The organism is Paenibacillus sp. D9 (assembly GCF_001188365.1).
In the GTDB taxonomy this organism is placed as follows: Bacteria; Bacillota; Bacilli; order Paenibacillales; family Paenibacillaceae; genus Paenibacillus_O; species Paenibacillus_O humicus.
The window spans coordinates 2480288-2497093 of the sequence record NZ_JZEJ01000001.1 but is presented as its reverse complement, the minus strand read 5'-3'; the positions used below and the strand labels follow the sequence as shown (position 1 = coordinate 2497093).

The following is a 16806-nucleotide window of genomic DNA, read 5'->3' as shown; positions in this document are numbered from 1 at the left end:
GGATGGGAAAGGAGGCCGGCCCATGGCCAGACATAGAGAGGCTGCCGCCGCGGACGGGGCGGCAGCCTGCATGATGGATATTCTGGAGGAGCTGGCTCGGATCGGAGCCGAAGAGGCCGGGACTGAACTGCCCGGGACGGAAAGGATGGCGGCCGGCACGAAAGCTCAAGCTCGAATGATGGCAGCCGGCCCGGAAACTCAAGCTCGGACGGCTGCTGCGGAGGCTGATTCCGGCGGTTCGGGAGAACGGCCGGGCAAAGCGGAAGCCAGGCGGGGCGATGCGAAGGAACAGCCGGACATGGCGGGAGTTCCGGCCGGCGTAACGAGGCTGCTCTACGACGAGGCTTGGCTGGATGCCCAGCGCCATCTGGAGGCGCGGCTTGCCGGCCTCGGCCTGGAGACGCGCTGGGACCGGACCGGCAGCCTGTACGGGCGGCTGCCCGGAAGGGATGGCGGGCGGACGATTCTGACCGGCTCGCATGTGGACACGGTCCGCCGGGGCGGCCGTTACGACGGCGCTTACGGCATCGCCGCCGGCATCGCCGCGCTGGATGCGCTCAACCGGCTCTATGGGCCGCCGCGCCGGACGCTGGAGGTCGTATCTCTGTGCGAGGAGGAAGGCAGCCGGTTTCCGTTGTCGTACTGGGGATCCGGCAATCTGACGGGACGGTACGGTCCTGCGGACGCGGGGAGATACCGCGACGCGGATGGAGCGACGCTGGAGGAGGCGATGCATGGAGCCGGCTTCGGCGGGGAGAGCCTGCCGGATCCGCGGCGGCATGACCTGGATGCCTTTGTCGAGCTTCATATCGAGCAAGGCGTCGTGCTGGAGCGCACCGGCGACGATGTCGGCATCGTGGAGGCCATCGTCGGCCAGCGGCGCTACGCGATGACGCTGGCCGGCGAGGCGAATCACGCCGGGACGACGCCGATGGGGCTGCGGCGCGACGCGCTGGCGGGAGCGGCGGAAATGCTGCTCGCCGCCGAGAAGGCGGCGCGGGAGCATGGAGATCCGCTCGTCGCGACCTGCGGGCGCATAGAGGTGCAGCCGGGCACGGTCAACGTCGTGCCGGGCGAGGCGGCATTCACGCTGGATGTGCGGCATGACGATGCAGCCGGGCTGGACGCCTTTTGCAGCGGGCTACTCCGCACCTTCGGCGCGATCGCGGACCGCCGCGGCTTGAAGCTGGAATCCACGCTGTGGATGGATGCGGCTCCGGCTCCGATGCATCCCGGCCTTGCGGCCATGCTGGAAGCTTCGGCTGCGGGCCTCGGCCTCTGCAGCCGCCGGATGGCGAGCGGAGCCGGGCATGACGCGCAGCTGCTGCAGGGCATCTGCCCGACCGCGATGCTGTTCGTGCCGAGCCGCGGCGGCATCAGCCATTCCCCGCTGGAATATACGGAGCCTGAGGACCTGAAGCGGGGGCTGGCCGTTTTGATGGACGTATTATACGAGCTTGCTTATGAGGAGAGAGTGCCATGAAACGATATGCCGACCTGTCCCCGTCTCCGAGAATCATCATGACGCCTGGACCTGTGGAGGTCGATCCCCGGGTGCTGCGGGCGATGAGCCACGGCATCCTCGGCCAGTTCGATCCGGAGTTCACGGGCCTCATGAACGAGACGATGGAGATGCTGCGGGAGCTGTTCCGGACGACGAACCGCTGGGCTTATCCGGTCGACGGCACGTCCAGATCCGGCATCGAGGCGGTGCTGACCGCTCTGATCGAGCCGGGAGACCGGGTGCTCGTCCCGATTTTCGGACGGTTCGGCTATTTGCTGCAGGAAATCGCCCAGAGGCTCGGGGCGGAGGTTTATACAATAGAGAAAGAATGGGGCACTGTCTTTGAATCCAACGAAGTCATCGCCGCTATCGAGGAATGCAGGCCGCAGGTTGTGCTGATCGTACACGGCGAAACATCGACGGGCCGTGTGCAGCCGCTCGCCGAGATCGGCCGCGCCTGCCGGGACCGGGATATTCTGATCGCCGTGGACGCCGTCGCCACGCTCGGCGGTGTGCCGGTCGAGACCGATGCCTGGTGCCTGGATGCCGTCATCGGAGGGGCGCAGAAGTGCCTCTCCGTGCCGTCCGGCATGGCGCCGGTCACCTACAACGACCGCGCCGAACGCAAGCTGCTCGCGCGCAAGCGGGTGGAGCGCGGCCTGCAGGCGCCGGCTGCCTATGCGCCATCCGTGTCAGCATCATCCCCGTCAGCGCCATCCGCATCCAGCGCAAGCTCTGCCACAACAAGGCGCGCCTTGCTGCAGCCGCCTGCCGAGGCGGAGGGAGGGCGGAGCGTCATCCGCAGCAACTACCTCGATCTCGGCCAGCTGCAGGATTACTGGAGTCCGGCACGGCTCAACCACCATACCGAGATGACCTCCATGCTGTATGCGCTCCGCGAAGGCGTGCGCCTCGTGCTGGAGGAAGGGCTGGAAGCCCGCTTCGCCCGCCACCGCCTCCATGAAGGAGCGCTGATGGCAGGCCTTGGCGCCATGGGCCATGTCTTCTACGGAGATCCGGCCTGCAAGCTGGCGGTCGTCACCTGCATCGAGATACCGGCCGGCATCGACGGCGAATCGGTGCGGTCCATGCTGCTGGAGCAGTTCGGCATCGAGATCGCGAGCTCCTTCGGTCCGCTCAAGGGGAGGATCTGGCGGATCGGCACGATGGGCTACAGCTGCAGCAGGCGCAACGTTCTGCTGCTGCTCGGTGCGCTGGAGGCGGTGCTGCTGCGGCACGGGGCCGACCTGCCTGCAGGAGCGGCCGTGCAGGCGGCGCTGCAGGCTTATGAGGAGGCGGTGTCATGAAGCCGGTCATGCCGATGGGCTACCAGGGCATGGTGGCGGCTCCCCACTACATCGCGAGCGAGGTCGGACGCGACATGATCCGGCGCGGAGGCAGCGCCGCCGATGCGGCGGTAGCGATCAGCGCGTCGCTTGGAGTCGTGTATCCCCATATGACCGGTGTCGGGGGAGACAGCTTTTTCATGCTCTACGATGCGGCGAGCGGCGGGCTGCAAGGATACAACGGCAGCGGCCGCGCCGGCAGCGGGCTGCATCCCGGCGTTTACCTCGATGCGGGGGAGAGCGCCATTCCCCAGCGCGGGGTGCGCAGCTCCATCACGGTGCCGGGCATGGTCGACGCCTGGTGGGAAGTATGGCGGCGCAGCGGACGCCTTCCGTGGGAAGAGCTGCTGGAGCCCGCCGTCCAGTATGCGGAGAAGGGCTTCCCGGTCTCTCCGAACCTGCATCGCTGGATGCTCGCGAACGGGAAGGAGCTTGCGGCCTGCGCTCCGCTCGCGGAGATCTACCTCCCTCATGGCATTCTGCTCGGCATCGGCGACCGGCTGATCCAGACGGAGCTGGCCCGCACGCTGCGGGAGCTGCAGGCCGGCGGCCGGGACGCCTTTTATTCCGGCTCCGTCATGCAGAGGATCGTAGACGGCATGCGGCGCGACGGCGGCCTGCTGACGGAAGGGGACTTCGCCTCCCATCAAGGCGAATGGGTGAAGCCGATCTCCGTCAACTACCGGGGCTATGACGTTCATCAGATGCCGCCGAACTCGCAGGGGTTCTCGGCGCTCATGATGCTGAACGTGCTGGAAAATACGGATTTGTCGGCCGTGCCGAGGGAATCCGCGGAGTTTTACCATCTCATGGCCGAGACGGTCAAAAAGACGTTCCGCGACCGCGACCGCTATTTGACGGATCCCGACTTCGCGCATATCCCGCTGGAGCGGCTGCTGTCCAAATCCTATGCCAGGCATTTGTATGAGGAAATCGACCGCAGCTTCCCCGATCCGGCTCCCCATCTGTCTCCGGCGATGGGCCAGGATACCGCGTATGCGGCAGTCGTGGACGGGGAAGGAAACGCGGTATCTTTTATCCAGAGCTTGTATTATGATTTTGGGGCGGCCTACATGCCCGAGGAGACCGGCGTGCTCATGCAGAACCGGGGCTCGTTCTTCTCGCTGGATCCGGCGCGTCCCAATGTGCTCGCGCCCAGCAAGCGCTCGTTCCATACGCTGATGCCGGCCATGATTACGAGGGACGGCAAGCCGTACGCCCTCGTCGGAACGCAGGGTGGCGAAGGCCAGCCGCAGACGCAGCTGTCGGTCATCACCGGCCTGCTCGACTACGGCTGCAGCATCCAGGAAGCGCTGGCGCTGCCACGCTGGATCTACGGCCGGACCTGGGGCTCGGGCAGCGATTCGCTCAAGCTGGAGAACCGCGGCCTGGAGCAGGCCGCCCGGACGCTGGAGCAGTGGGGCCACGCGGTCGAGCTCGTCGGAGCCTGGGACGGCGTCACCGGCCAGTCGCAGGGCATCGTCATCAGCGGCGAGGGGCTGCTGACCGGCGCGGCCGATCCAAGAGGGGACGGCATGGCCATCGGCTGGTAGGCCGGCTCGGCTCCACTAGGAAAGGAAGTTCGTCTTATGCTCTCTACATTATGGAATTTGTTCTACTCTTTCGGCGTCGCCACGCTGCTCGGCTACGGCGGCGGGCCGTCCATCATTCCGATCTACCAGGATCAGGTCGTCAACCGCTACGGCTGGATGAGCTCGGAGGAATTCGGCAAGGCGCTGGCGTTCGGCAACGCGCTGCCGGGACCGATTGCGACCAAGCTTGCCGGTTATATCGGCTACAAGGTCGGCGGAGTGGCGGGCAGCGCCGTCGCCCTCGTCGCGGTCGTGCTGCCGACGGCGCTCGTCATGGTCGCGCTCTCCGGCATCATGATCAAGCTGAGCGACAACCCCGTCATCAAAGGAATGATCAAGGGCATCCAGCCCGTCATCTTCGTCATGATGGCGATGCTGGCCTATGATTTCTCCAAGTTCGCCTTCAAGCCGGCGAACGGGATTGTCAGCTTCCTGCCGTTTCTGATCGCGGCCGTCTTTTTCATCATGGTTCAATATCTGAAGCTGAACGCCGTATGGGGCATCCTGCTGTCGCTGGCGGTAGGCGCGCTGTTCCTGCGGGGGTAGGCGGTCATCGGAAAAAAAGGGCGGGGCAAGGCAGAATTTCTGCCTTGCCCCGCCCTTGATGCAGTGACGAGCCGTCAGTTCCGGAAAGCGAACGTCAGTTCCGGAAAGCGAACGTCACGCTCGGATTGTCTGCGCTGACCGTATAGGCGCGGTTGGCGCCGCTTTCCCAGACGACGCTGCCGGAGGCGTCTTTTTTGATCGCCTTGAACTCGATCGCGGAGCCCTCGGTCAGCGCGACGGTCAGCGTCCAGCTCGGATAGCTTGCCGCGGATGCGGGGCCGGCGGCCTTGGCCGTGTCCCAGCTCGGCGACATTGCCGGAGACGTAGACGTTCTGTCCCATGACGGTCGTCGCGTTCGACTCTGCCCAAACAGGAGGATTGCTGTCATCATGAGAAAAAACCAATCCGGCCTGCATCCGGATTGGTTGAACAAATACCCCGTTTTTTGAGGCTGAGCCTAGCTCCGTTTCCAGACGCTTTGCTCGTTGTGTCCTTCGGTATAAACGATCGTCTCGGGCTTCAGCTCCAGCACGACGATGTTGGGGTCCTCGGGGCCGTCCCAATACTGGCTCATGTCATCTTCCCAGAGTTCTTTCACGATGCCCTCGTCTTTTTTAATGCTCGCTGTCCCCTGCATGTCCACGATCACCCCGGGATGCTTGCGCCCCTCGAGCCCCAGCAGCAGGCTGGCATGCGGATTGTCCTCCAGCTGATCGACCTTATGGGATCTGCGGTCGGCGAGAAACAAGGCGTTCAGTCCGTCATGGAAGACGGCCATGTAACGAGAGCGCGGCTTGTCGTCCTCGATCGTGGACAACACGCCGTACTCGTATTTGTGCAAGGCTTCGGCAATTTTATTTTCCAGTTCGGCACCTTCAAGCTTGTTCGCCATAAGGCAATCTCTCCTGTCTGATGATGGAATAGGAAAAAAGAGTCGTCGTGTTCCTGTACCCTGCCCGGACAGGAATGAACCGAAGCGGGAGCGCTTTAAGGAAGGAGGCTTGGGGAACGGAACGCTCTCTCCGGAATCAGCCATTCATTTCGTCCTGACGATGTCCCTCATGTCGGCAGATTCCATGGAACGATCGGTTATGTTCCCATTCCTTAGGTTAATGTCCTGTAACAATGGAGAACGGAAGGAGGGGCTGGCTGTGAATGAGTGGATCGGCATGTTCTCATGGATGTTCATCCTGGTCATCGTCACGCTGCTGCTGATCAGCTTTAGTCTCTCCCTGGAAAAGCGCGCGGCCTGGAGAGAGGCGAGAGGAAGCCGCAGCCGTTACGATTCGATCTTCGAGCATAACCCGGACATGGTCTGCCTGTTCAATCCGGAGGGCGAGCTCATTCGGCTTAATCCGGCCGCCCTCAAGCTGACGGGATACCGATTCGGGGATTTGGCGGGACTTTCGTTCTGGCAGCTGATCCATCCCGACGACGCCATGCGTGTCAGCCGCAGCTTTCTGCGTGCAAGGCAAGGGATGACCCAGACGGCGGAGGTCCGAATCATCACGAAGGAAGGACGGGAGCTGGAGCTGTCCACGGCTTTCGTCCCGTGGAATGCCGGCTCGGGAGTAGCCGACATATATACGATCTCCAAGGATCTGACCCCGCGCAATGCGGCCCAGAGGGAGTTGTTGAAGGCGAAGACCGAGGCGGAGGAAGCGTTGAAAATCAAAAGCGAGTTCCTGGCTGTGATGAGCCATGAAATCCGGACTCCGATGAACGGCGTGCTCGGCATGAGCGACCTGCTGCTGGATACGGAGCTTAGCGAGGAACAACGGGAATATGTGCATATCATAAGGGGGAGCGGGGTCAACCTGCTGGCCGTCATCGACGACGTGCTGGATTATTCCAAGATGGAGTCGGGCCATATGACGCTTGCTTCCGACCCCTTTTCGCTGCGGGACGTCGTCCTGGATTCCATGCAGCTGTTCATCGGGAAGATGCGCGAGCGGCAGCTGCAGGCTCTGCTGGAGCTGGATTCCGGGCTCCCGGAAGTGCTTGTCGGGGATGAGATGAGACTGCGCCAGATTCTGACCAACCTGATCAGCAATGCGGTTAAATTCACGGAAGAGGGCGGAATCGCGGTCAAGGTCAGGGAGACGGGACGCAGCGGCTCGGAGATCGAGGTGGAGTTCCTGGTGGCGGATACCGGCATCGGCGTAGATCCGGATAAGCTCGATCTGCTGTTCCAGCCGTTCAGACAAACCGATTCGTCCATCTCCCGTCTGTACGGAGGGACGGGGCTTGGCCTTGCCATCTGCAAAAATCTCGTCCAGAGGATGGGCGGCGGCATCCATCTCAAGCCGCTCGACAAAGGAACGGAAGTCGCGTTTCGGATCAAAGCCGGCTATAAGGACAGCTAAGCGGCATCCTTCGGGCAAGACGAGAACCGGAAGCAGTCCGTTTGATACTAAGTAAAGAAATAACTTGAGAAACTAGGAGGATCGAGTATAATAAAGAAAAAAGCTTCCAGCCTATGGGAGCCGGAGGGATGGAGAGAACCATGAACATTGCCGTTATCGCCGGAGGAAACCGGATCAATTCGACCAGTACGCTGCTGCTTCGGTATATGGAGAAGGAGCTGATTAAGCAGGACATCGAGGTGACGTTCATCGATCTCCACAAGCTTCCGCTGCCGCTGTATTCCGCGGATCAGCCCGAAATTACGCAGGAGCTCCAGCTTCCGATCTTCACTTCTCCCGAGACGATGGAGTACTTCGAAAACAATGTGAAGCAGCTGGTCGAGGCGGCGCAAATAGCCGACGGCCTCATCCTCGGCACGCCGGAGTACCACGGCTCCTTCTCCGGTACGCTCAAAAACGCGCTTGATTATCTCGGCTCTGCCCAGTTCGAAGGCAAGCCGGTGCTCGTCGCGAGCTCCGCGGCGGGAGCTGTCGGAGTCAGCTCGCTGACGCAGCTCCAGACGATCGTGCGCAACCTGCACGGCATCAACTGCACGGAGTGGGTCTCCATCGGCGGAGACAACCGCAATTTCGGCGAAGACGGCGAGCCCGAGCAGGACAAGGTCAAGCAGCGCGTGCTCTATGCGCTGGAGCATCTGACCCGTCTGGTTCGTCAGCTGAGACTTTCCGGAGAGTAAGCTTTTCGAGCGGATCGTCTTCGGAGTAAGCTTCCTGTGCGGAGCGTCTTCGGCGAGCCGACGGGGTTCCTCTAGCGGCCGGTATTTCTCCTTCCCAATTGGAGGGGTGGCATTTCCTTGACCGATGATGAGAGCTGCGCTGGCCGCTGCCTCAATCAAAAAAACCGCGCTTTTCCTTCGACAGGAGAAGCGCGGTTTTTTGGGTTGGCCCATAGCAATCCTGGATGGCCGTAAATCCGGTTTTGGGCCGGTCGTGGTGGACTAGCGGTTCGAGGCCGAGGACGCAGCAGGCAGTCTGCTTGAAACTCGCCTGCAGATGAGTCGCTAGAGCCGAAAAAAACGTCTAATTCGCCTGCACGCGATTGGTTATACCATTATTTCAAGGCTCGTACAGGGCAGGAATACATGGGATTGAATTCAACATAAGCGAAAGTCCTGCGCAGAGAGGGAAAAGCCCCTCGCTCCCGTTCCAATCTTGAAGCGAGAGTAGGATGCAAGCCGAAAAGAGGCCGTCCCCAAGTCAACGGTTGACTTAAAGGCGGCCTCTTTATGCCTTAATCTCGATTGCCGGCTTTCCTCAATAGCCCCGGCCGTAATCCACGATGTTCCGCGCCGGCTTGCCGGTACGCACATATTCCTTGAGATTCTCGATGAACAGCGCCGCAATGCGCTCCTTATAGCGGTCGGTGTCGCCGCCGACATGCGGGGAGATGATGACCTGCTCCAGCTCCCAGAGCGGATGGCCCTGCGGCAGCGGTTCCGGCTCGGTTACATCGAGGCCCGCGCCTGCAATGGCGCCGGAGCGCAGAGCGTCGACGAGGGCATCCGTATCGACGGATTTGCCGCGTCCGATATTGATGAACACGGCGGAGTCCTTCATCGCTGCAAATTCCTTCTTGCCGTAGACGTTTTCCGTCTCGGATGTATGCGGCAGCACATTCACGACGTAATCCGCCTGCTCCAGAACGGAAGTCAGATCCGAGATTCCGAACACCTCGTCCATATGCGGGGTCGGCTTGGCCGTGCTGCGTACGCCAATCGTCGTCATGCCGAGCGCTTTGGCGATGCGGCCGAGCTCGGTGCCGATCTCGCCCGCTCCGATGACGGCCAGCGTGCGTCCGTACAGCTCGGTATGACCGCTGCGCTCCTGCCATTCGCCGCTCATCTGGGCGCGGATTGACAGATGCAGCTTACGCGAGAATGCCAGCATCATGCCGAGCGCCGTCTCCGACATCGGGACCGGATGGACGCCGCTGCCCGTCGTCAGGATGACGCCGGCCTGCTCCAGCTTGTCCAGCGGCATTTTTTCCACGCCGGCAGACCAGGACTGGAGCCATTTCAGGCTGCCGCCTTCGCCGAGCGATTCCTTCTCGACGGCAGGGCTCCAGCCGCAGACGATCTCGGCTTCACGGAAGAGGGCGTCCTCCAGCTCCTTGGGCCGTCCGAATACGATGTTCCAGCCCGGCGCGGCGTCGCGCACCTGCTGTTCGAGTTCTGGCGTGAGTCCGTGCAGACAAATCATGGTTGGCATAAGGGCTCATCTCCTAACGGGGTTATGCAGCCGCAGCTGCCGATGGTTCTTCTCCTAGTCTATCAACGAATGCGGTCTCAATTCAAACATCGGCCGCGGTCATGTCTTGACATTGCCGATTCGTGTTTGTAAGATAGTCCCTAATCGAATACGAGACGGCAATGACCGAAGACATGATCTCCGATACCGGACGGCACAGAGAGGGAAGCCCAGGCTGCAAGCTTCCCCGGGAACCGGGCGTGGATTACCCCTTCGCAGCCGTCCGCCGAAGCCCGCGCTGCGGGTGGGTAGGCGGCACCGGCCGATCCCCGTTACCCGATTCCATGAGGACTCGCAGCTCCGCACGCAGGGCATTTTTTCGCCTTTGCGCCTAGCGCCTGCTTGTCGAACAAGGGTGGAACCACGAGCTGAACGCACTCGTCCCTTTCCAGGGACGGAGGCGTTTTTTTTGTTGGGCGAAAAGCAGTTGTCGGCTGCTCTTCCCCTCCGGCGCCAGCGTCCGCTGCCGGATAAGGCGGCGAACAGCAAGCATGCGTTCAATATTCGGAAAGGGAGGAAGAAATCGTGGACATCAACATTCGGCTGGCAGACGGAAACGCAAGGAGGTACCCGCAGGGAACCACGGGCAGGGATATCGCAGAGTCGATCGGCCCAGGACTTGCCAAGCAGGCTGTCGCGGCAAAAATCGACGGAAGCTTGGCGGATCTCGGAGTCCCGGTACGGGACGGCTCGCTCGTCGAGATCGTCGCACTGAGCAGCGAGGACGGACTCGGAATCTACCGCCACAGCACGGCCCATATTCTGGCCCAGGCGCTCAAGCGGCTGTACGGCCAAGAAGCCGTCAAGCTCGGCATCGGTCCGGTCATCGCGGACGGGTTCTACTACGACATCGACATGGAACGAAGCTTGTCCAGCGAGGATCTGGCCTCCATCGAGCGGGAGATGGAAGCCGTCATCCGGGAAAACCTGCCGATCATCCGGAGAGAGGCGAGCCGGGAGGAGGCTCTTGCCCTCTTCCGAGATCAGGGGGAGCCTTACAAGGTTCAGCTTATTCAGGATCTCCCGGAGGATGCCGTCATCACTCTGTATGCTCAGGGCGAATTCGAGGATTTGTGCCGCGGTCCGCATCTGCCTTCGACGGGGCTCGTGAAGGCGTTCAAGCTGCAGAGCGTGGCGGGAGCGTACTGGCGCGGGGATTCGGCCGGTCCCATGCTGCAGCGCATCTACGGCACGGCCTTCTTCAAGAAGTCCGAGCTGGAAGAGCATCTGCAGCTGCTGGAGGAAGCGAAGAAAAGGGATCACCGCAAGCTCGGCAAAGAGCTCGGCCTGTTCATGTTCTCCGAGGAAGCGCCAGGGATGCCGTTCTATCTGCCGAACGGAATGACGATCCGCACGGAGCTGGAGGACTTCGCCCGGGAGCTGCAGCGCAAGCGGGATTACGACGAGGTGAGGACGCCGCTCATGATGAACAAGCGCCTGTGGCAGGAGTCCGGGCACTGGGACCATTACAAGGACAACATGTATTTCGCGCAGGTGGACGAGGCGGAATTCGCGCTCAAGCCGATGAACTGCCCGGGGCATATGCTGGTGTTCAAAAACAGCCTCCATTCCTACCGCGAGCTGCCGATCCGCATCTCCGAATTCGGCCAGGTGCACCGCCACGAGTTCAGCGGCGCTCTGAGCGGCATGACGCGAGTCCGGACGTTCTGCCAGGACGACGCCCATCTGTTCGTGCGGCCGGACCAGATCGAGAGCGAGATCGCTTCCATCATGGAGCTCATCGACCATGTGTACACGGTGTTCGGATTCACCTACGAGATCGAGCTGTCCACACGCCCGGAAGACTCGATGGGCTCTGAGGAGCTATGGGAGGAGGCGGAGCGCTCCCTGCGGCAGGTGCTGGAGAGCCGCGGCGTGAAGTATCGGCTGAACGAAGGCGACGGAGCCTTTTACGGGCCGAAGATCGATTATCATATCAAGGACGCTCTCAAGCGGAGCTGGCAGTGCGGCACGATCCAGCTCGACTTCCAGATGCCGGAGAAGTTCGGCCTCTCCTATGTGGGCGAGGACGGAGGCAAGCATACGCCTGTCGTCATCCACCGCGCCGTGTACGGGTCGATCGACCGGTTCATGGGCATTCTGACGGAGCATTACGAGGGAGCGTTTCCGCTCTGGCTGGCGCCCGTACAGGTCAGGCTGCTGCCGGTATCCGACAAGTATTTGGACGATGCGCTCCGGGTCAAGGCCCAGCTCCAGGCAGCGGGAATCCGAGTCGAGGCGGATGTCCGTACGGAGAAGCTCGGCTACAAGATCCGCGAAGCCCAGCTGCAGAAGGTGCCGTACATGCTGGTGCTCGGCGAGCAGGAGGCTGCTTCGGGCCGTGTAGCGGTACGCAAGCGCGGTGAAGGGGATCTCGGAACGATGAGTCTGGAGGATCTGATCATGAGCATGCGGGAGGAGATTGCTTCCCAGCGGAGAGGAGACGGGCCGTGCTGATCGATTTGACCCATGCGGTGCGCCACGATCGCCACGATCTTCCCGTCTACCCCGGCGACCGGGAGACGGTGCTCATCCAGTCCAGCGAGATCGGCCGGGATGGGTACAACAACCACCTCCTGACGGCCAATATGCATGCGGGAACCCATATCGACGGGCCGATGCATCTGCTCGACGTTCACGATTATCTGAGCCGGCAGCCGCTGGAATCGTTCATCGGGGAAGGCTGCCTGATCGAGGCGGAAGGCCTTGAGAAGGTGGAATACCGGGCGGAATATGAGGAGTTGTTGAAGCCCGGAGGAATTGTTTTGATCCGTACGGGGCATGACCGGCTGTTCGGGAACCCTGACTATTTCCAAGATTATCCGGTGCTGAGCGAAGCCTTCGCAGAGCTTCTCGTACGCAATCGGGTGAAAATGGTCGGACTGGATACGCCGTCTCCGGACCGGTATCCGTTCGAGGTGCACAAGCTCTTGTTCCGCAGCGGGATTCTGATCGCGGAAAATTTGACGGGCCTGGAGAAGCTGTCCGGCCAGGGGGCGTTCGAGGTCATCGCGCTCCCGCTCAAGATTGAAGCCGACTCGGCGCTGGCGCGGGTCGTCGCGCGCATTCTTGAAAAGTAAGTTCCTAAAAAGCCCGAATGCCCAGCGATATGCGGCATTCGGGCTTTTCTTCGACGTTCGACGAAAGCTCCAGACAGAGCGGTTATTAGCATCGACGGGCCAATTCGGAATAAATCTCGAACAGATCGGAAGCGAACTCTCGTTCAGTTTATGAAAATATATTCTATTATTGTAAAATGTAGCAATGAATGTATTCTATTTATACCAAGATACGATGTATAAGGAAGCGCATGAGACATGGCGAAAGGAGAGGGAACCCTTTTTCTGTGCTGAACGAGCCTGCCAGCGTAGAAATGAACATGAGGTCCGTAATTCAACACATCGCTAAACCGATCGGAGAAGGCCATAATAAATAGGCGAGACCGCTCCGGCGCAGAAAGGCTCTATGCCGAAAGGGATAGACAGTCAGCCCGGACGGTATCGCAACTATACCCGCAGCGGGGAGGGCAGAAGGCTGTGGCATGATGCCGCAGAAAATTGTAAGCGTTTACGGCTTGTCCTCTATCATTCTCTCTATTATTAAGGAGGCAATTGACGAATGGCAAAAACGAAACGCGCCTCAATGCTGCTGCTTGCCCTGGCGCTGATCTTCGGATCGCTGTCGCTGCATCCGAATGCGGCTGAAGCGGCGACGAACCTCGCGCTCGGCAAGTCCGTGGCGGCAAGCGGCTACGCGGATGTCTACCAGGCATCGAACATCAACGACGGCAATGCATCGACTTATTGGGAAAGCGTCAACAATGCTTGGCCGCAATGGGTCCGAATCGACCTCGGAAGCTCGCAGAGCGTCGGCCAAGTCGTCCTGAAGCTGCCTTCGGGATGGGAAGCCCGCACGCAGAATATCCTCATCTCCGGCAGTACGAACGATTCTGCTTATACCACTCTGAAAGCCGCCGCCAACTACACCTTCGATCCCGCCAGCGGCAATACGGTCACCGTCTCGTTCACGGCGGCAAGCGTACGTTACGTGAAGCTGACGATCGCCTCCAACACCGCTTGGCCGGCTGGCCAATTCTCGGAGTTCGAGATCTACGGCGGAACCGCCCCGACACCAACACCAACACCAACACCAACACCAACACCAACACCAACACCAACACCAACACCAACACCAACGCCAACGCCAACGCCAACACCGACACCGACACCGACACCAACACCGACACCAACCGTCACACCAACGCCTACAGCCACCCCGACGCCGGGTCCCGGCTCGAATCTTGCCCAGGGCAAGCCGATCTCGGCCAGCTCGACGGTGTATACCTTCGTAGCGGCCAACGCCAATGACGGCAACACGGCTACTTATTGGGAAGGCGCCGGCGGCTCCTATCCCAACACGCTGACCGTCAGCCTGGGCGCGAATGCTGCCTTGAGCTCGATCGTGCTGAAGCTGAACCCCGATTCGTCCTGGGGCAAGCGCACACAGACGATCCAGGTGATGGGCAAAACCCAGAACGGAAGCTCCTTCACGAGCCTCGTCGCCGCCAAGGACTACGTCTTCGATCCGGCTACGGGGAACACGGTGACGATTCCTGTCTCCGGCACCGCGAGCGACGTGCAGCTCGTCTTTACGGCGAACACGGGCTCCTCGGCAGGCCAGGTCGCCGAGTTCCAGGTCATCGGCACGCCGGCTCCGAATCCGGATCTGACGGTTTCCGCTCTCACCTGGACTCCAGCCTCTCCAGTGGAAACAGACTCCGTGACGCTCACTGCTGCCGTCCGCAACATCGGAACGGCGGCATCGGCCGCCACGAAGGTCAACTTCTACCTGGGCAGCACTTTGGCCGGAACAGCCGATGTCGGCGCTCTTGCGGCAGGCGCTTCCGTCAACGTGCCGCTCAGCATCGGGGCCAAGGACGCAGGCTCCTATCAAGCGACCGCCAAGGTCGACGAAAACAACGCGGTCGTTGAACTGAACGAGAACAACAACAGCTTCACGGCCTCGTCGCCGCTCGTTGTCAGCCCCGTATCGAGCTCCGACCTCATCGCTTCCAGCGTGAGCTGGAGTCCGGGCAATCCGGCTGCAGGCAATACGGTCAGCTTCTCGGTCATCCTCAAAAACCAAGGAACGGCGGCATCCGCGGCCGGCGCTCACGGCATTACTCTGACGCTGTCGGACGCATCGAGCGGAGCGGTGCTGAAAACGCTTACCGGTTCCTACAGCGGCACGCTTGCGGCCGGCGCTTCGACGCCTCCGATCAGCCTCGGCACCTGGACGGCCGTGAACGGCAAATATACCGTCAAAACCGTCATCGCCGTCGACGGCAACGAGCTGCCGGTCAAGCAGGCGAACAACACGAGCACGCAATCGTTCTTCGTCGGACGCGGCGCGAATATGCCGTATGACATGTACGAAGCCGAAGACGGCGCTACGGGCGGCGGCGCCTCCGTCGTCGGGCCGAACCGGAACATCGGCGACATCGCCGGCGAAGCTTCCGGCCGCAAGGCGGTCACGCTGAACTCGACCGGCAGCTATGTGCAGTTCACGACGAAGGCGAGCACGAACACGCTCGTCGTCCGCTTCTCCATTCCCGACGCTCCCGGCGGAGGAGGCATCGACTCCACCCTCAACGTGTACGTGAACGGCAGCTTCGCCAAAGCCATCCAGCTCACCAGCAAATACGCCTGGCTGTACGGCAATGAAACGAATCCCGACAACAGTCCTTCCTCCGGCGGACCGCGTCATATTTATGACGAGGCCAACATGATGTTCGACACGACGATTCCGGCGGGCAGCACGATCAAGCTGCAGAAGGATGCAGCCAACACGACGAACTATGCGATCGACTTCATCAACCTGGAGCAGGTGGCCCTGATCGCCAACCCGAACCCGGCGAAGTACGTCGTTCCGGCCGGCTTCACGCATCAGGACGTGCAGAACGCGCTGGACAAATTCCGCATGGACACGACCGGCACGCTGGAAGGCGTTTATCTGCCGGCGGGAACGTACTCGACCTCGAACAAGTTCCAGGTCTACGGCAAGCCGGTCAAAATCGTCGGCGCAGGCCCTTGGTATACGCGCTTCACGGCGCCGGCCAACCAGGACAATACGGACATCGGCTTCCGCGCCGAAGCGACGGCCAATGGCTCGACCTTCTCCGGCTTCGCCTACTTCGGCAACTACAAGAGCCGCATCGACGGACCGGGCAAAGTATTCGACTTCTCCAACGTGGCGAACATGACGATCGACAACATCTGGACGGAGCATCAGGTGTGCATGTACTGGGGCGCCAACACCGACTACATGACGATCAAAAATTCCCGCATCCGCAACACCTTTGCCGACGGCATCAACATGACCAACGGCAGCACGAACAATCTCGTCTCCAACATCGAGGCGCGGGCGACGGGCGACGACAGCTTCGCGCTGTTCTCGGCGATCGATGCAGGCGGAGCGGACGAGAAGGACAACATCTTCGAGAACCTGACCTCGATCCTTACCTGGCGCGCGGCAGGCCTGGCGGTGTACGGAGGTTACGGCAACACGTTCCGCAACATCTACATTGCCGACACGCTCTGCTACTCCGGCATCACGATCAGCTCGCTCGACTTCGGGTATCCGATGAACGGCTTCGGCGCTTCGCCGACGACCAATCTGCAGAACATTTCGGTCGTCCGCTCCGGCGGCCATTTCTGGGGACAGCAGGTATTCCCGGCCATCTGGGTGTTCTCGGCGTCCAAAGTATTCCAGGGCATCCGCGTCAGCGACGTGGACATCATCGACCCGACTTATGTCGGCATCATGTTCCAGACGAACTACAGCGGGGGCCAGCCGCAAAACCCGGTCACCGACACGATCTTCAGCAACATCTCGATCTCCGGTGCGCAGAAGAGCGGGGATGCCTACGACGCCAAGTCCGGCGTAGCCATCTGGGCCAATGAAATGCCTGAACCCGGCCAAGGGCCGGCAGTCGGTTCCGTGACATTCAACAACCTGAAAATGACGAACAACTTCACGAATATCAAAAACACGACCTCAACGTTCAAGATCGTGGTCAACTGATATCGACATGCGCGAGACTGCCCGCCGGATACATTCGGCGGGTTTTTTTGGCTTGGCAGCCA

At 61.2% G+C, this 16806-nt stretch carries 12 protein-coding genes; 9 read left to right on the top strand and 3 right to left on the bottom strand.

All coding sequences use genetic code 11. From position 1 onward, the window contains the following. The first annotated feature begins 22 nt into the window (after window positions 1-22). The 4 genes from VE23_RS11445 to VE23_RS11430 are packed head-to-tail and all read left to right on the top strand — an operon-like array spanning window position 23 to window position 4988. On the top strand, window positions 23-1483 hold the full coding sequence (locus VE23_RS11445; RefSeq protein ID WP_164763199.1) for a Zn-dependent hydrolase: 1461 nt from the start codon (window positions 23-25) through the stop codon (window positions 1481-1483). Next, complete coding sequence (locus VE23_RS11440; protein WP_049868004.1) at window positions 1480-2811, top strand: pyridoxal-phosphate-dependent aminotransferase family protein; 1332 nt, start codon at window positions 1480-1482, stop codon at window positions 2809-2811. The genes VE23_RS11445 and VE23_RS11440 overlap by 4 nt, the downstream gene beginning before the upstream one ends. Then, window positions 2808-4403: a gamma-glutamyltransferase gene (gene ggt / locus VE23_RS11435; RefSeq protein ID WP_049868003.1), complete on the top strand. Its 1596-nt coding sequence runs from the start codon at window positions 2808-2810 to the stop codon at window positions 4401-4403. Before VE23_RS11440 ends, ggt begins: the two co-directional genes overlap by 4 nt. Before the next feature lie 36 nt (window positions 4404-4439). Then, window positions 4440-4988: a chromate transporter gene (locus VE23_RS11430; RefSeq protein ID WP_048747368.1), complete on the top strand. Its 549-nt coding sequence runs from the start codon at window positions 4440-4442 to the stop codon at window positions 4986-4988. Between the two features lie 94 nt (window positions 4989-5082). On the opposite strand, the gene VE23_RS25815 is transcribed toward VE23_RS11430, so the two are convergent. Then, on the bottom strand, window positions 5083-5301 hold the full coding sequence (locus tag VE23_RS25815; protein WP_049868001.1) for a carbohydrate-binding module family 20 domain-containing protein: 219 nt from the start codon (window positions 5299-5301) through the stop codon (window positions 5083-5085). Between the two features lie 144 nt (window positions 5302-5445). Continuing rightward, window positions 5446-5880 carry a pyridoxamine 5'-phosphate oxidase family protein gene (locus VE23_RS11420; protein ID WP_048747364.1) on the bottom strand — a complete coding sequence of 145 codons (435 nt, stop codon included), beginning with the start codon at window positions 5878-5880 and terminating at the stop codon, window positions 5446-5448. A gap of 259 nt (window positions 5881-6139) precedes the next feature. On the opposite strand from VE23_RS11420, the gene VE23_RS11415 reads away from it, so the two are divergent. Both VE23_RS11415 and VE23_RS11410 read left to right on the top strand, forming a co-directional pair. After that, complete coding sequence (locus VE23_RS11415) at window positions 6140-7354, top strand: PAS domain-containing hybrid sensor histidine kinase/response regulator (RefSeq protein WP_049868000.1); 1215 nt, start codon at window positions 6140-6142, stop codon at window positions 7352-7354. A gap of 140 nt (window positions 7355-7494) precedes the next feature. Then, window positions 7495-8091, top strand: a complete 597-nt coding sequence (locus tag VE23_RS11410; RefSeq protein ID WP_049869702.1) for an NADPH-dependent FMN reductase — start codon at window positions 7495-7497, stop codon at window positions 8089-8091. A gap of 577 nt (window positions 8092-8668) precedes the next feature. Here VE23_RS11410 and VE23_RS11405 read toward each other — a convergent pair. Further along, window positions 8669-9622 carry a D-2-hydroxyacid dehydrogenase gene (locus VE23_RS11405; RefSeq protein ID WP_049867999.1) on the bottom strand — a complete coding sequence of 318 codons (954 nt, stop codon included), beginning with the start codon at window positions 9620-9622 and terminating at the stop codon, window positions 8669-8671. 564 nt (window positions 9623-10186) lie between these two features. On the opposite strand from VE23_RS11405, the gene thrS reads away from it, so the two are divergent. The 3 genes from thrS to VE23_RS11390 all read left to right on the top strand — a co-directional run bounded on the left by thrS (window position 10187) and on the right by VE23_RS11390 (window position 16744). Then, on the top strand, window positions 10187-12118 hold the full coding sequence (gene thrS, locus VE23_RS11400; protein WP_049867998.1) for a threonine--tRNA ligase: 1932 nt from the start codon (window positions 10187-10189) through the stop codon (window positions 12116-12118). Continuing rightward, window positions 12112-12741, top strand: a complete 630-nt coding sequence (locus VE23_RS11395; protein WP_049867997.1) for a cyclase family protein — start codon at window positions 12112-12114, stop codon at window positions 12739-12741. The genes thrS and VE23_RS11395 overlap by 7 nt, the downstream gene beginning before the upstream one ends. A gap of 538 nt (window positions 12742-13279) precedes the next feature. Continuing rightward, on the top strand, window positions 13280-16744 hold the full coding sequence (locus VE23_RS11390) for a galactose-binding domain-containing protein (protein WP_049867996.1): 3465 nt from the start codon (window positions 13280-13282) through the stop codon (window positions 16742-16744). Window positions 16745-16806 lie beyond the last annotated feature (62 nt).

Coding starts and splice junctions, on each gene's coding strand:
- VE23_RS11410 (WP_049869702.1), top strand. CDS start 7,495: ATGAACATTGCCGTTATCGCCGGAGGAAACCGGATCAATTCGACCAGT.
- VE23_RS11430 (WP_048747368.1), top strand. CDS start 4,440: ATGCTCTCTACATTATGGAATTTGTTCTACTCTTTCGGCGTCGCCACG.
- VE23_RS11405 (WP_049867999.1), bottom strand. CDS start 9,622: ATGCCAACCATGATTTGTCTGCACGGACTCACGCCAGAACTCGAACAG.
- ggt (WP_049868003.1), top strand. CDS start 2,808: ATGAAGCCGGTCATGCCGATGGGCTACCAGGGCATGGTGGCGGCTCCC.
- VE23_RS11445 (WP_164763199.1), top strand. CDS start 23: ATGGCCAGACATAGAGAGGCTGCCGCCGCGGACGGGGCGGCAGCCTGC.
- VE23_RS11390 (WP_049867996.1), top strand. CDS start 13,280: ATGGCAAAAACGAAACGCGCCTCAATGCTGCTGCTTGCCCTGGCGCTG.
- VE23_RS11440 (WP_049868004.1), top strand. CDS start 1,480: ATGAAACGATATGCCGACCTGTCCCCGTCTCCGAGAATCATCATGACG.
- VE23_RS11420 (WP_048747364.1), bottom strand. CDS start 5,880: ATGGCGAACAAGCTTGAAGGTGCCGAACTGGAAAATAAAATTGCCGAA.
- VE23_RS25815 (WP_049868001.1), bottom strand. CDS start 5,301: ATGTCGCCGAGCTGGGACACGGCCAAGGCCGCCGGCCCCGCATCCGCG.